This is a genomic window from Hydrogenophaga sp. ZJX-1 (assembly GCF_048590325.1).
In the GTDB taxonomy this organism is placed as follows: domain Bacteria; phylum Pseudomonadota; class Gammaproteobacteria; order Burkholderiales; family Burkholderiaceae_C; genus Hydrogenophaga.
Genome location: NZ_JBMBRA010000001.1, coordinates 763,145 through 776,954, shown reverse-complemented (window position 1 = coordinate 776,954; position 13,810 = coordinate 763,145). Strand labels below are relative to the sequence as shown.

Here is a 13,810-nt window from a genome sequence, read left to right as displayed (position 1 = left end):
GGCATTTCTTCAGAGCGTTGAGAGCGGTGGCGTGTCAGCTCACGTAGACTCAAACACCCATGCCACCAGCCCCCCATACCCCTACCCGTAACCCGGACAAACGATCCCCATTGGGCTTGATGCGCCAGTGGTGGCTGCGCTTGCCGCCATCCCGCCAGGACCGCTTTGCCACCCTGGCACCTTTGCTGGCCGTGCTGCTGTTTCTTTCGGCCATCGTGGTGGCCATCACCTACCTGCGCTATGAAGAACTGGAGCGTGAGCAGGAAGCCGTCACCCGCGACGTGGAATACGCGCAGCAGCGCCTGCGCCTGCGCCTGCTGGAACGCCAGGAACAGTTGATGCGCCTGGCGCGCGAGGTCGACAACAAGGAAATCAGCAGCGAAGAGTTTGAGTTCCAGGCCGAAAACCTGATCAGCCAGTTCCCGGAGCTGTTGGCCGTCAGCTGGGTGGACGGTCGGCGCCATGTCCTGACCACCTACGCATCGCCCAGCGCGCCACCCGCTCTGGTCCGACAGCCCGGAAGCACGCTCGCCCCCAACGAATCGGATGGATCGTTTGACCTGGCGCGCGACCTGCGTCAACCCATCTACTCGCGGCCCCTGGGTGAAGATCCGCGCCAGGCCACGCTGATGCTGCAGGTGCCGCTGACCGAACAGGGCCGTTTCGCCGGCACGGTGATGGGCGAATACTCGGTCGACGGCCTGTTGCGCTTCGGCATTCCGCCCGAGATCATGGCGCGCTACGCCGTGGCCCTGATCGACGACCGCCAGCGCGTGCTCGCCGGCAGCCTGCAGTCACCCAACACCGTGCTGCGCCTGCTGCCTTGGTCGGCCCAGCCGCTGGAGCACGAGGTGCCGGTGTCCCCTGTCGGCAACGGGCTGATCCTGAAGGCGCAGGGCTACCGCACCTCGCAGGACATCGTGGGCAGCGGCTTCTTCTGGGTCATCGGTGCGCTCAGCGCGCTCACGGTCTGGATGCTGCTCGGCACCTGGCGCCACACGCGCCGGCGTGTGCAGGCGCAGCAGGCGCTGGTGGCCGAGACCAACTTCCGCCGCGCGATGGAAAACTCCATGCTGACCGGCATGCGGGCGCTGGATCTGCAAGGCCGCATCACCTACGTGAACCCGGCCTTCTGCTCCATGACGGGCTGGACCGAGGGTGAGCTGGTGGGCCGCACCGCGCCGTTCCCCTACTGGCCCGACGAAGACCACGACCAGCTCGCCGCGCGGCTCGAAGACGAGCTCAGCGGCCGCTCCACGCCGGGCGGTTTCGAGGTGCGGGTGCAACGGCGCGACGGCAGCATCTTCGACGCCCGCATGTACGTTTCGCCGCTGATCGACCCCAAGGGTCACCAGACCGGATGGATGACGTCCATGACCGACATCACCGAGCCCAAGCGCATCCGCGAAGAACTCTCGGCCTCTTACGAACGCTTCACGACCGTGCTGGAAAGCCTGGACTCCGCGGTCTCCGTCGCGCCGCTGGGGAGCGACGAAATGCTGTTCGCCAACAAGATGTACCGCCTGTGGTTCGGCACCCGCGGACAGGGCCACCGGCACCTGGTCGACCTGGCCGGCACCCAGCCATCACCGAGCCCGGACGACGGCGATGCGGTCGACGCTTTCGCCGGCATGCCCACCGAGACGCTGACCGATGCGGGCTCGGAAAACGCCGAGGTGTTTGCCGAAGAACTCGACCGCTGGCTGGAAGTGCGAACACGGTATCTCACCTGGGTGGACGGGCGCCTGGCGCAGATGGTCATCGCCAGCGACATCACCCCGCGCCGCAACGCAGAGGCCCAGGCCGCCATGCAAAACGAGCGCGCACAGACCGCCAGCCGCCTGATCACCATGGGTGAAATGGCGTCGAGCGTGGCGCACGAACTCAACCAGCCACTCACCGCCATCAGCAACTACTGCAACGGCATGATCTCGCGCCTGAACGAGCAGCGCATCAGCAACGAAGAGCTGCTCAGCGCGCTGGAGAAAACCTCGCGCCAGGCACAACGCGCTGGCCAGATCATCCAGCGCATCCGGGCCTTCGTGAAACGCAGTGAACCCAATCCCATGCCATCCGACGTGGCGCAGATGGTGAGCAACGCGATCGAGCTGGCCGACATCGAACTGCGCCGTCAGCAGGTGCGCCTCTCTCCCTACGTGGCAGCGCGCCTGCCCAGCCTGATGGTCGACCCGATCCTGATCGAGCAGGTGCTGATCAACCTGCTCAAGAACGCCGGCGAGGCGATTGCCCAGGCGGGGCGCCCACCGGGCGAGCGCTACGTGGAACTGCGTGTGGGCCCGCGCCGCCTGGAAGACGAGGAAGTGGTGGAATTTTCGGTGCGCGACTCTGGCAACGGCGTGCCCGACGAAATGATCGAGCGCATCTACGAAGCCTTCTACAGCACCAAGAGCGAAGGCATGGGCATCGGCCTGAAACTGTGCCGCAGCATCGTCGAGTCGCACCACGGCAGGATGCAGGTACAGAACATCTACAATGGTGAAGAGGTGGTGGGCTGCTGCTTCAGCTTCTGGATCCCGGTGCACTCCCGGCTCCTGGCGGAAAACACTGCACCCTCCGCACCTTCCGCGTCGTTGACGGATACAGAAAGAGCGAGATGAGTTTGATCCCCAAAAAAGGCAACGTTTACGTGGTTGATGACGACGAAGCCGTGCGCGACTCCCTGCAGTGGCTGCTCGAAGGCAAGGACTACCGGGTCCGCTGCTTCGAATCGGCCGAGGCCTTTCTCAGCCGCTACGATGCCCGCGAAGTGGCCTGCCTGATCGCCGACATCCGCATGGGTGGCATGACCGGCATGGAACTGCAGGAAAAGCTGATCGAGCGTCAGTCACCGTTGCCCATCGTCTTCATCACCGGCCACGGCGACGTGCCCATGGCCGTTGAATCGATGAAGAAAGGCGCGCTGGACTTCATCCAGAAACCCTTCAAGGAAGACCAGCTGGTTGTTCTGGTTGAGCGCATGCTGGAAACGGCCAAGGACGCCTTCGCCACGCACCAGCAGGCCGCCAGCCGCGACGCCCTGCTCTCCAAGCTGACCGGACGCGAAGCCCAGGTGCTGGAGCGCATCGTCGCCGGGCGCCTGAACAAGCAGATCGCCGACGATCTGGGCATCAGCATCAAGACGGTGGAAGCCCACCGCGCCAACATCATGGAAAAGCTTGGTGCCAACACCGTGGCCGACCTGCTGAAGATCGCACTGGGTCAGACACCGGCCAAAGCCTGACAGACCCCAACATAGCCATCGACGCCCGCCCTCACCGGTGGGCGTTTCCGTTTCAAAACCACTCCATTCCCAACGCCATGACCGCTCAACTGATCGACGGCAACGCCCTCTCCCGCCAACTGCGCGCCGATGTCGCCGCGCGCGTGACCGCCCTCAAGGCCAAAGGCATCACACCCGGGCTGGCCGTTATCCTGGTGGGCGATGACCCCGCCAGCCAGGTGTATGTGCGCAACAAGGTCAAGGCATGCGAAGACACGGGCATGCATTCGGTGCTGGAAAGGTATGGAGCAGACATGAGCGAAGCCCATTTGCTCGCGCGGATCGAAGCCCTGAACAACGACCCAGGGATCCATGGCATCTTGGTCCAGATGCCCTTGCCCAAACACCTTGACCCACACAAGGTGATCGAGGCAGTTTCCACGGCCAAGGATGTCGATGGCTATTCCGTGCAAAGTGCAGGCGAACTCATGACAGGCCTGCCCGGCTTTCGCTCCTGCACACCGTATGGCTGCATGAAGATGCTGGAATCGATCCGCTACGACCTCAAAGGCAAAAATGCGGTCGTGATCGGGCGCAGCAACACCGTGGGCAAGCCCATGGCCATGATGCTGCTGCAACAGAACGCCACCGTGACCATCTGCCACAGCGGCACGAAAGACCTCAAAGCCATGACGCTGCAGGCCGACGTGATCGTCGCCGCGGTGGGCAAACGCAACGTGCTGACCGCCGACATGGTCAAGCCCGGTGCCGTGGTGCTCGACGTGGGCATGAACCGCGACGACGAAGGCAGGCTCTGCGGCGACGTGGATTTCGAGCGCGTCAAGGAAGTGGCGGGCTACATCACCCCGGTGCCCGGTGGTGTCGGCCCCATGACCATCACGATGCTGATGGTCAATACCCTGGAATCGGCTGAACGGACGAAGTAAGCCTCTCCGGCGCGATAGGGCTTAAGCCCAGGGCACCGCGGAACCGGCTTGGCCGGGCCACCAGTGCGGCCCCTTGGGGGGTGACGCCGCAGGCGGCGCGGGGGGTTACTTAGCTGTTCGCCAGAGCACCGCGCCAGCACACAGCCACTGCCCCAGCACCATCAGCGTGCCCAGGCTGTGCCACAGGCGCAGGTCGCCGCCGGTGGCACGGGCCGTCACGATCTTCTGCGCCACGCCGAACTCTTGCAGCAAGGCCAGCAACATGGCCGCCAGCACGAAGCCCATGGTGGCCAGCACGCGCTGCATGACCAGCAGCTTCGCCGGATCCACGGACTCACCCGGCAGCGGCAAGTGGCCCATCGAGCGTTGGCGGCGCAGGATCAGCAACAACGCCAGACCGAGACCCAGTCCAGCCCAGCATTGCAGGGAAAACAGCTTCGCAGCCACGGGACCGGCCACAGCGGGACTGCCCAGGCTGGCGAAGAGTGTGGGCACGGCCACAAAGCTCAGGCCCGAGATGCCGCCCCACCAGAGCGCTGCGATGAACACCGCCAGCCGCTGCATGGGCATCAGGCGTAGCGCACGGCCACGATTTCAAAGCGGCGCGTGCCACCCGGGGTCTGGACTTCGGCGGTGTCGCCCTCTTCCTTGCCAATCATCGCGCGTGCGATCGGGCTGCCAATGTTGACCAGGCCGAGTTTGAGGTCGGCCTCGTCTTCGCCCACGATCTGGTAGGTCAGGGCCGCGCCATTGGACACATCTTCCAGGTCCACCGTCGCCCCAAACACCACGCGGCCACCAGCGTCCACGGTCGTCGGATCGATGATCTGGGCCGTCGACAGCTTGCTCTCGATTTCGGCGATCCGGCCTTCGATGAAGCCCTGGCGATCTTTTGCCGCGTCGTATTCGGCGTTTTCACTCAGGTCGCCCTGGGCCCGCGCCTCCGCGATCGCGTTGATCACCCAGGGGCGGTCCACGGTCTTCAGCCGCTGCAACTCTTCCTTGAGCTTTTCTGAGCCGCGTTTGGTGATCGGAAAGGTGGACATGTGAACGCTCCAGGGTCTCGGCAAAAACGGGCACGGCGGCCCGCAAGGTACAAAAGGAAACCGCCGAGCGTTGCCGGTCGGCGGTATGAGGTGTCATTATGCCCCGGTGGGCATCCGGGAATCAACCGGGATGACCCCGGTGTCAGGCGGTCAGTTGCGCGTGCATCTCCTGCACCGAAATCACGCCCAGGCTGTCCATGTACTTCATGCCCTCGACAGCCGCTTCGGCGCCGAAGATGGTGGTGAAAGTGGTCACACGGGCCAGCAGCGACGAGGTGCGGATCGCGCGCGAATCGGCGATCGCGTTGCGGCGCTCTTCCACCGTGTTGATGACCAGGCTGATGTCGCCGTTCTTGATCATGTCCACGATGTGCGGGCGGCCTTCGGTGACCTTGTTGACCGTGACCACCGGCACGCCCGCTGCTGCAATGGCGGCAGCGGTGCCACGCGTGGCCACCAGTTCAAAGCCCAGAGCCACCAGCGCACGCGCGATTTCCACCGCGCGCGGTTTGTCGCCGTTCTTCACGGTCAGGAACACCTTGCCAGACGGGCTGCCATCGGCCTTTTTGGGCCGCGGCAAATTGGTGCCGGCGCCGAGCTGGCTCTTCACGAAGGCTTCGCCAAAGGTCTTGCCCACACCCATGACCTCGCCGGTGGATTTCATCTCGGGGCCGAGAATCGTGTCCACGCCCGGGAACTTGACGAACGGGAACACGGCTTCCTTGACGCTGAAGTATGGCGGGCTCACCTCGGCGCCGATGCCCTGTGCGTCCAGCGACTGGCCGGCCATGCAGCGCGCGGCCACCTTGGCCAGCTGGATGCCGGTGGCCTTGGAGACAAAAGGCACCGTGCGCGAGGCGCGCGGGTTGACTTCCAGCACGTAGATCACGTCCTGGCCATCCACTTCCTGGATGGCGAACTGCACGTTCATGAGCCCGATCACGTTCAGGCCTTGTGCCATGGCCGCGGTCTGGCGCTTGAGTTCGTCGATCGTGGCCTGCTTCAGGTAATAAGGTGGCAGCGAACACGCTGAGTCGCCACTGTGCACACCCGCCTGCTCGATGTGTTCCATGACACCGCCGATGAAGACGCGGCCGGTGTGATCGCGGATCGCGTCCACGTCGCACTCGATGGCGTCGTTCAGGAATCGGTCCAGCAGCACCGGCGAATCGTTGCTCACCTTGACCGCTTCACGCATGTAGCGCTCCAGGTCGCGCTGCTCGTGCACGATCTCCATCGCGCGGCCACCCAGCACATAACTCGGACGCACCACCAGCGGATAGCCCAGGGCGGCGGCCTTTTCCAGCGCCTCGGGTTCGGCGCGCGCCGTGGCGTTCGGTGGCTGGCGCAGATTCAGCTCGTGCAGCAGCTTCTGAAAGCGCTCACGGTCTTCGGCCGCGTCGATCATGTCGGGGCTGGTGCCGATGATGGGCACACCCGCAGCCTCCAGGCCGAGCGCGAGCTTCAAGGGCGTCTGGCCGCCGTACTGCACGATCACGCCGGTGGGCTTTTCCTTGTCCACGATCTCCAGCACGTCTTCCAGCGTCAGCGGCTCGAAGTACAGGCGGTCGCTGGTGTCGTAGTCGGTGGACACGGTTTCCGGGTTGCAGTTGACCATGATGGTCTCGTACCCGTCTTCGCGCATGGCGAGCGCCGCGTGCACGCAGCAGTAGTCGAACTCGATGCCCTGGCCGATGCGGTTGGGGCCACCGCCCAGCACCATGATCTTCTTGTTGTTCGTTGGCTCGGCTTCGCACTCACCGTCTCCGTTGCCTTCGTAGGTGGAGTACAGGTAAGCGGTGTCGGTCGAAAACTCGGCGGCGCAGGTGTCCACGCGCTTGTAGACCGGGCGGATGTTCTGCGAAATGCGGCGCGCGCGCACGGCGGCGTCGGTGGTCTTGAGCAGCTTGGCCAGGCGGCGGTCCGAGAAGCCCTTTTTCTTCAGGCCGCGCAGCGTATCGGCGTCGATGGCGTCCAGGCTGGTTTGTTCCAGCTGGAGCTCGATCTTCACGATCTCCTCGATCTGTACCAGGAACCACTTGTCGATCTTGGTGAACTGGTGCACCTCGTCCAGCGTCCACCCGGCGGCAAACGCGTCGCCCACGTACCAGATGCGCTCGGGACCAGGTTCGCCCAACTCGCGTTCCAGCGTTTCGCGGTCCTGGGTCTTTTCGTTCATGCCGTCCACGCCCACTTCCAGGCCGCGCAGGGCTTTCTGGAACGACTCCTGGAAGGTGCGGCCCATGGCCATCACTTCACCGACCGACTTCATCTGCGTGGTCAGGCGGCTGTCGGCGGTGGGGAATTTTTCGAACGCGAAACGCGGGATCTTGGTCACCACGTAGTCGATGCTCGGCTCGAAGCTGGCCGGCGTGGCGCCGCCGGTGATTTCGTTGCGCAGCTCGTCCAGCGTGTAGCCCACGGCCAGCTTGGCCGCGACCTTGGCAATCGGGAAACCCGTGGCCTTGGAGGCCAGCGCCGACGAACGCGAAACGCGCGGGTTCATCTCGATCACCACCATACGACCATCGGCCGGGTTGATGGAGAACTGCACATTGGAGCCGCCGGTGTCCACACCGATCTCGCGCAGCACGGCCAGCGAGGCGTTGCGCAAGATCTGGTATTCCTTGTCGGTCAGGGTCTGGGCCGGGGCCACGGTGATCGAGTCACCGGTGTGCACGCCCATCGGGTCGAGGTTCTCGATCGAGCAGATGATGATGCAGTTGTCCGCCTTGTCGCGCACCACTTCCATCTCGTACTCTTTCCACCCGAGCAGCGATTCTTCAATCAGCAGCTCGTTGGTGGGCGAGGCTTCCAGACCGCGCTTGCAGATGGTTTCGAACTCTTCCGGGTTGTAGGCGATGCCGCCCCCGGTACCGCCGAGCGTGAAGCTGGGGCGGATCACGACCGGGAAGCCCACGGTCTTCTGCACGCCCCAGGCCTCGTCCATGCTGTGGGCGATGCCCGAACGCGCGGAGCCCAGACCGATCTTGGTCATGGCGTCCTTGAACTTCAGGCGGTCTTCTGCCTTGTCGATGGCTTCGGGTGTGGCGCCGATCAGCTCAACGTCGTACTTTTCCAGCACGCCGTGGTGCCAGAGGTCGAGTGCACAGTTCAGCGCGGTCTGGCCGCCCATGGTCGGCAGGATCGCGAAGCCCCCGGCGGTCAGCGGACGTTCCTTGGCAATGATTTTTTCGACGGTCTGCCAGGTGATGGGTTCGATGTAAGTGACGTCGGCCGTGGCCGGGTCGGTCATGATCGTGGCGGGGTTGCTGTTGATCAGCACGACCTTGTAGCCCTCTTCGCGCAGCGCCTTGCAGGCCTGCACGCCGGAGTAGTCGAACTCACAGGCCTGGCCGATGATGATCGGGCCGGCGCCGATGATGAGGACGGTCTGGATGTCTGTTCTTTTGGGCATGGTTCGCTTGTGTGTCGTTGCGCGGTCCGTTCAGGACTGGCGCTGGGTTTCCAGTTTGTTCAGCAGCGCCTGCACGCGTTCGGCAGGCACGTTTTTCTGCATCAGTTGCAGCAGGCCGTCGCCTTCGATCATCGGACGCAACACCTCGATTTCGGCCGGGTAGAACAGTGCGTCCCAGGCGGTCATTTCGGTGTTGAAGGTCTCGTCGTCCCAGGTCTTGCCCTTGGCCAGCAGCGTCACCAGCGGCATGGCCTTGTTCTCCACGAAGGCCTTGCGATAAGGCTTCTGCGCCCAGCGCTGGGCAAACCAGTCCTTGTGCGGCGCTTCCAGCGTGAGCATGCGCTTGGCAACCGCCTTCTCCACCGCAAACACCGGAAAACTGAAGAGCTTCATTGAATGACCTTGGTGGGAATCAGGCGGGCATGCGGTCTTGCATGAGCGCAACGAACCGGTCGAACAGGTAGCCAATGTCGTGCGGGCCCGGCGAGGCTTCCGGGTGTCCCTGGAAGCAGAACGCTGGCTTGTCGGTGCGGGCCAGGCCCTGCAGCGTACCGTCGAACAGGCTCACGTGCGTGGCGCGCAGGTTGTCCGGCAGGTTCTTCTCGTCCACCGCAAAACCGTGGTTCTGGCTGGTGATGCTCACGCGGCCGTTGTCCAGATCTTTCACCGGGTGGTTGGCGCCGTGGTGGCCGAACTTCATCTTGAAGGTCCTGGCACCACTGGCCAGTGCCATGATCTGGTGCCCGAGGCAGATGCCGAACGTGGGCACACCGCTGTCGATGATCTCGCGCGTGGCGGCGATGGCGTAGTCGCAGGGCTCCGGGTCGCCGGGTCCGTTGGACAGGAACACGCCACTGGGCTTGAGCTTGAACACGTCGGCCGCGGGCGTCTGCGCCGGCACCACGGTGATCTTGCAGCCGCGCTGGGCCAGCATGCGCAGGATGTTGTGCTTGACACCGAAGTCGTAGGCGACGACGTGGAACTTCGGCGCGATCTGCTCGCCGTAGCCGAAGCCGAGTTGCCACTCGGTTTGCGTCCAGGCGTAGGGCGCTTCGGCCGACACGACCTTGGCCAGATCCTGGCCCGCCATGTTGGGCGCGGCCTTGGCGGCAGCGATCGCCTGGGCGCGGTGCGCCTCGGTCAGGGCTTCACCAGCGGCCAGCGCCACGATGCAGCCGTTCTGCGCGCCGTGGGTGCGCAGGCGGCGCGTGAGCGCGCGCGTGTCCAGGTCGGCGATGGCGACGGTGCCTTCGCGCTGCAGGTATTCGGACAGGGTCTCGGTGCTGCGGAAGTTGGACGCGAGCAGGGGCAGGTCTTTGATGATCAGGCCAGCGGCGTGGATGCGCGAGGCCTCCACGTCTTCACGGTTCACACCGGTGTTGCCGATGTGTGGGTAGGTCAACGTGACGATTTGCTGGCAATAGCTCGGATCGGTCAGGATTTCCTGGTAGCCGGTGAGCGAGGTGTTGAACACCACTTCGCCCGAAGTCTGGCCGGTTGCACCGATGGAAATGCCTGTAAAGACCGTGCCGTCGGCGAGCGCGAGAAGGGCTTTCGGATGGACGGGAAGCACGGTTTTCTCCAGAGATTTTTTGGACGCAACCGCGCCCGCCATGGGAATCAACCGGGGAAGATTCGCGCCCGCTCCCGGAGCGCCGCGAACGGGTCGCAGCCGGGGGAAAGGACGGGGAACCTGGGCAGGAAGCCGGGGCGGACGCAGCGGGTTGCGTCGATTGCGGGTAAACCCCGGAATTATAGCCGCTCACCCTCTGCGATCCGACTCACCACGCCCCGAAAACGGGCATGTTTCAGGGCCCGTGCAGGCGGGTAACCCGGTTTCAGCGCCCGGCCGCGCTGGCGTGCAGGCAGATCGCCGCCGCCGCCGCCACGTTGAGCGACTCTTCGCCACCCGGCTGGGCGATACGCACCTTTTGCGTTGCGAGCGCTTCCAGGGCCGGGCTCACGCCCTGCCCTTCGTGCCCGAGCACCCAGGCACAGGGCCAGGGCAACCGGGCCTGGTGCAGGAAATCGCCCTGGTGCGAGCTGGTCACCAGCAGCGGTACCGACAGTCCGGCCAGATCGCCCACCGACAGCCCTTCCACCAGATGCAGGCCAAAGTGCGCGCCCATGCCGGCGCGCAGCACCTTGGGTGACCACAGCGCCGACGTGCCCTTGAGCGCCAACACCTGGGCAAAGCCCATGGCCGCTGCGCTGCGCAGGATGGAGCCGACATTGCCCGCATCCTGCAACCGGTCCAGCACCACCGCTGCGGCACCGCCCTGCAGCGCAGCCGCTCTGGGCAGATCCCAGACAAAACCCACACCCGCCGGCGATTCGAGACCACTGATGCCGGCCATCAGCGCATCAGGAACGGTGACGATGTGGTCCGCCGCATCGCGCAGGTCGTGCGGCGCCAGGGGCCAGAACGTCTCGGAAAAAACGGCGGTGGTCGGCCGGTTGCCCCGGGCCAGCAGTGCACGGCAGAGGTGATCGCCCTCCAGCCAGACCTGGCCCTGCTTGCGGTAGGCAGCGTTGTCCTGTGCGAGTACACGCAGGCGCTTGAGCAGCGGGTTGTCGCGCGAGGTGATGGTGGTGGGAGCGTTCATGGCTTGGCTTGAGCGCCGGCCAGCACACGCGCGACCGGTGCAAAGGAGCGGCGGTGTTCGGGCAAGGCGCCGTGGGTTTGCAGCGCCTGCAGGTGGAACACCGTTCCATAACCTTTGTGGCGATCGAATCCGTAAGCCGGGTGCTGCAGATGCAGCTCCTCCAGCAGGCGGTCGCGGGTGACTTTGGCGAGGATCGACGCCGCCGAAATGGCGGGCACCAGCGCGTCACCAGACACTATGGCTTCTGCCAACACGTCCAGCGCCGGCAGGCGGTTGCCGTCCACCAACACCTTGTTCGGCTTGAGGCGCAACCCCTGCACCGCGCGCTGCATCGCGAGCATCGTCGCTTGCAGGATGTTCAGGCGGTCGATCTCTTCCACCGAGGCCATCGCGATGCTGCAACACAGCGCCTTGGCGCGGATTTCGTCGTAGAGCTTTTCGCGCCGATTGGCTGTGAGCTGCTTGGAGTCGGCCAGGCCCTTGATGGGTTTGCGTTCGTCCAGGATCACGGCCGCGGCCACCACCGGGCCGGCCAGTGGGCCACGCCCGGCCTCGTCCACGCCGGCCACCAGACCGGGCACGTCCCAGACCAGGGAGGCCTGTTCAGCTTTGAAGAACTTTTTCGATCGCATCGGTGGCGAGTTGGGCGGTGTCGCGGTGCAAGGTTTGATGCAATTCAGCGAACCGCGCCTGCAAGGCGGTGACTTTGTCGGGAGCGTCCAGCCAGTCCAGCGTGGCGCGGGCCAGTGCCTCGGGCGTTGCCGCGTCCTGCAGCAGCTCGGGCACGACGAATTCGCCGCACAGGATGTTCGGCAGACCCACCCAGGGCTGCAGCTGTTTGCGGCGCATGATGTGCCAGGACAGGCGGTTCATGTTGTAGGCGATCACCATCGGCCGCTTGAACAGCGCGGCTTCCAGTGTGGCGGTACCGCTGGCGATCAGCGTGACATCGCAGGCGGCCAGCACGGCGTGCGACTGACCCTCAACGAGGATCAGCGCGTCGCCCAGACCACTGGCTGCCGCCCAGTGGGCGATGCGTTCGCGCAGCGCCGGCACCACCGGCACGACAAAACGAAGCCCTGGCCGGGTCTTGAGCATCGCGACCGCGGCCGTAAAAAACCGCTCGGCCAGGTACTGCACTTCCGAGACCCGGCTGCCCGGGAGAATCGCCACCACGCAGTCCTCGTCGTGCAAGCCCAGCTGGCGCCGGGCGGCGGCACGATCGGGCACCATGGGGATCACGTGCGCGATCGGATGGCCCACATAAGTGGCAGCGATGTCGTGTTCGGCCAGCAGGGCCGGCTCAAATGGAAAAATGCACAGCACATGATCGGCCCCGCGCCGCACCTTTTCGATCTTCTCAGGCCGCCAGGCCCAGAAAGAGGGGCAGACGAAATGCACGGTGCGCACGCCCGCGACCTTGAGGTCGGCTTCCAGTCCAAAATTGAAATCGGGCGCGTCCACGCCGATGAACAGCGCTGGCGGCTGTGCCAGCAGGCGCTCGCGCAAGCGTTTACGGATACGCAGAATACCCAGCAGCTTGGGCAGCACCTCCAGGTAGCCCCGCACGGCCAGTTGGTCGCTCGGCCACCAGGCGTCAAACCCTTGCTCGACCATGCGCGGGCCGCCAATGCCTGCGGCCACCAGATCGGGCCAGCGCTGGCGCATGCTCTGCAACAGCAGGCCGGCGAGCAGATCGCCGGACGTCTCGCCAGCCACCATCGCAAACCGGCGTTGCCCTGCTTCCATGGATGGGAACGGCAAACCGTCAGCGGGCGATGCCGCGGGTCGCTGAGGCGAGAAAGCGGTTCATCATGTCCACATCGGGGGCGGCCTCGGGCATGTCGCTCGCCAACGCCTCGATGCCACTGCGCGACTGCTCCAGGGTGAGGCCCTGGCGGTACAGCAGCTTGTGCATCTGTTTCACGGCGGCAACCCGCTCGGGAGAGAATCCGCGGCGACGCAGACCCACGACGTTGAAGCCACGCACCGCCAGCGGATTGCCATCCACCAGCATGAAAGGCGGCACATCCTGCGACACCGCGCTGGCAAAACCGATCATGGCGTGCGCGCCCACCGACACGAACTGGTGGATGCCGGTGAGGCCGCCCACCGTGACCCAGTCGGCCAGGTGCACATGCCCGGCCAGCGTGGTGTTGTTCGCCAGGGTCGTGTGGTTGTCGACGTGGCAGTCGTGGGCGATGTGGGTGTAGGCCATGATCCAGTTGTCATTGCCCACGCTGGTCACGCCACCCGCACCGGGCACACCCAGGTTGAAGGTGCAGAACTCGCGGATGGTGTTGCGGTCGCCAATGGTCAGCTCGGTGGGTTCACCCGCGTACTTTTTGTCCTGCGGGACCGCACCGAGCGAGTTGAACTGGAAAATGCGGTTGTCCCTGCCGATGGTGGTGCGCCCTTCGATAACGCAATGCGCGCCCACCGTGGTGCCCGCACCGATCTTCACATGTGGGCCGATGACGGTGTAAGGACCGATGCTGACCGTGCCATCGATCTCGGCCGCCGGGTCCACCAGCGCCGTGGCATGAATCTGTGTCACGAGCTGATCTCCGCTG

At 64.9% G+C, this 13,810-nt stretch carries 12 protein-coding genes; 3 read left to right on the top strand and 9 right to left on the bottom strand.

All coding sequences use genetic code 11. The features are described from left to right. The first annotated feature begins 59 nt into the window (after positions 1 to 59). The 3 genes from ACN5W5_RS03795 to folD all read left to right on the top strand — a co-directional run bounded on the left by ACN5W5_RS03795 (position 60) and on the right by folD (position 4,167). On the top strand, positions 60 to 2,618 hold the full coding sequence (locus tag ACN5W5_RS03795) for a PAS domain-containing sensor histidine kinase (protein ID WP_420047232.1): 2,559 nt from the start codon (positions 60 to 62) through the stop codon (positions 2,616 to 2,618). Further along, positions 2,615 to 3,241, top strand: a complete 627-nt coding sequence (locus ACN5W5_RS03790; RefSeq protein ID WP_420047231.1) for a response regulator transcription factor — start codon at positions 2,615 to 2,617, stop codon at positions 3,239 to 3,241. The genes ACN5W5_RS03795 and ACN5W5_RS03790 overlap by 4 nt, the downstream gene beginning before the upstream one ends. A gap of 77 nt (positions 3,242 to 3,318) precedes the next feature. Next, a complete protein-coding gene (gene folD, locus ACN5W5_RS03785) occupies positions 3,319 to 4,167 on the top strand; it encodes a bifunctional methylenetetrahydrofolate dehydrogenase/methenyltetrahydrofolate cyclohydrolase FolD (protein ID WP_420047230.1) in 849 nt (282 codons plus the stop codon). Between the two features lie 105 nt (positions 4,168 to 4,272). Here folD and ACN5W5_RS03780 read toward each other — a convergent pair whose 3' ends face one another. From ACN5W5_RS03780 to lpxA, 9 genes are all read right to left on the bottom strand, one after another. Continuing rightward, entirely contained in the window at positions 4,273 to 4,737 is a 465-nt protein-coding gene (locus ACN5W5_RS03780) for a DUF4149 domain-containing protein (RefSeq protein WP_420047229.1), read from the bottom strand. Next, complete coding sequence (gene greA / locus ACN5W5_RS03775; protein ID WP_226466402.1) at positions 4,737 to 5,213, bottom strand: transcription elongation factor GreA; 477 nt, start codon at positions 5,211 to 5,213, stop codon at positions 4,737 to 4,739. The genes ACN5W5_RS03780 and greA overlap by 1 nt, the downstream gene beginning before the upstream one ends. A 142-nt stretch (positions 5,214 to 5,355) precedes the next feature. Next, positions 5,356 to 8,631, bottom strand: coding sequence for a carbamoyl-phosphate synthase large subunit (gene carB, locus ACN5W5_RS03770; protein ID WP_420047228.1), 3,276 nt, complete (start codon positions 8,629 to 8,631; stop codon positions 5,356 to 5,358). Positions 8,632 to 8,661: 30 nt separating this feature from the next. After that, on the bottom strand, positions 8,662 to 9,024 hold the full coding sequence (locus tag ACN5W5_RS03765) for a hypothetical protein (protein WP_177134980.1): 363 nt from the start codon (positions 9,022 to 9,024) through the stop codon (positions 8,662 to 8,664). A gap of 19 nt (positions 9,025 to 9,043) precedes the next feature. Continuing rightward, positions 9,044 to 10,204, bottom strand: a complete 1,161-nt coding sequence (gene carA, locus ACN5W5_RS03760; RefSeq protein ID WP_420047227.1) for a glutamine-hydrolyzing carbamoyl-phosphate synthase small subunit — start codon at positions 10,202 to 10,204, stop codon at positions 9,044 to 9,046. A 265-nt stretch (positions 10,205 to 10,469) separates the two neighbouring features. Next, on the bottom strand, positions 10,470 to 11,237 hold the full coding sequence (locus ACN5W5_RS03755; protein WP_420047226.1) for a TrmH family RNA methyltransferase: 768 nt from the start codon (positions 11,235 to 11,237) through the stop codon (positions 10,470 to 10,472). Next, entirely contained in the window at positions 11,234 to 11,869 is a 636-nt protein-coding gene (gene rnhB / locus ACN5W5_RS03750; protein ID WP_420047225.1) for a ribonuclease HII, read from the bottom strand. The genes ACN5W5_RS03755 and rnhB overlap by 4 nt, the downstream gene beginning before the upstream one ends. After that, positions 11,841 to 12,986, bottom strand: a complete 1,146-nt coding sequence (lpxB, locus tag ACN5W5_RS03745; RefSeq protein WP_420047224.1) for a lipid-A-disaccharide synthase — start codon at positions 12,984 to 12,986, stop codon at positions 11,841 to 11,843. The genes rnhB and lpxB overlap by 29 nt, the downstream gene beginning before the upstream one ends. Before the next feature lie 19 nt (positions 12,987 to 13,005). Continuing rightward, positions 13,006 to 13,794: an acyl-ACP--UDP-N-acetylglucosamine O-acyltransferase gene (gene lpxA, locus ACN5W5_RS03740; protein ID WP_420047223.1), complete on the bottom strand. Its 789-nt coding sequence runs from the start codon at positions 13,792 to 13,794 to the stop codon at positions 13,006 to 13,008. Positions 13,795 to 13,810: the final 16 nt, after the last annotated feature.